Here is a 1,135-nt window from a genome sequence, read left to right as displayed (position 1 = left end):
CCCCCGGTTCGCCTCCTGCCACTATGTATTCATGACAGGATAGTGCAACGAATTGCACTGGGTTTCCCCATTCGGGTATTGTCGGTTGTAACGGTTCATATCACCTTACCGACACTTTTCGCAGATTAGCACGCCCTTCATCGCCTCTGACTGCCTAGGCATCCACCGTGTACGCTTAGTCGCTTAACCTCACAACCCGAAGATGTTTCCATCTTGCCGGTTGGCTGCGCGTCGTGAATACTGCGTTGTGCGGTGCTCGCCATACTCATGGACATCAAGTCCACTGCGCTGGCTCTGCTCCTACGCCTTGTCTTCACTTAGCTCGCTCAACCTGCTTACGAGTAATGATAAATTTGAGAGACTCTTTCAACGTCATCAATGTCAGTTAACTCATTGATGCGCTGAAGTTTCAATTTTCAGCTTGTTCCAGATTGTTAAAGAGCAAAATACTTCGCAGCATACTGTTTCCAGTACACTCTGAAGTATATTCAATGACTTATGGTGGAGCTAAGCGGGATCGAACCGCTGACCTCCTGCGTGCAAGGCAGGCGCTCTCCCAGCTGAGCTATAGCCCCATACAGTCACTGCAGAGACCTTTATGATTACCAACTCAACAGGAGTTAATTCTTTCTCAGACAAGGCGCGATCTCACGAAGCATATTGTAATATGCGAGTGAGGAGGCAACGCAGTATGAGGAAGAATTTGGTAGGCCTGAGTGGACTTGAACCACCGACCTCACCCTTATCAGGGGTGCGCTCTAACCACCTGAGCTACAAGCCTATAAAGGTATTTCTGCTCGTTACTTTTCATCAGACAATCTGTGTGAGCACTTCACGCGAAGCAATATCTTTAGGTAAGGAGGTGATCCAACCGCAGGTTCCCCTACGGTTACCTTGTTACGACTTCACCCCAGTCATGAATCACAAAGTGGTAAGCGCCCTCCCGAAGGTTAAGCTACCTACTTCTTTTGCAACCCACTCCCATGGTGTGACGGGCGGTGTGTACAAGGCCCGGGAACGTATTCACCGTAGCATTCTGATCTACGATTACTAGCGATTCCGACTTCATGGAGTCGAGTTGCAGACTCCAATCCGGACTACGACGTACTTTATGAGGTCCGCTTGCTCTCGCGAG

2 tRNA genes and 2 rRNA genes are annotated in these 1,135 nt (G+C 49.5%); all 4 read right to left on the bottom strand.

Features of this window, described 5'->3' with window-relative positions:
- Nucleotides 1–189 (bottom strand): 23S ribosomal RNA (locus tag IO95_RS12425); the annotation flags it as partial.
- A gap of 310 nt (nucleotides 190–499) precedes the next feature.
- Nucleotides 500–575: transfer RNA gene (locus IO95_RS12420), tRNA-Ala, on the bottom strand.
- Between the two features lie 129 nt (nucleotides 576–704).
- Nucleotides 705–781 (bottom strand) — tRNA-Ile (locus tag IO95_RS12415).
- Nucleotides 782–855: 74 nt separating this feature from the next.
- A 16S ribosomal RNA gene (locus IO95_RS12410) occupies nucleotides 856–1,135 on the bottom strand; the annotation flags it as partial.

Source organism: Serratia sp. DD3, assembly GCF_000496755.2.
Note: the sequence above shows the minus strand (reverse complement) of the source record. Positions and strands in the feature narration are given on the sequence as shown.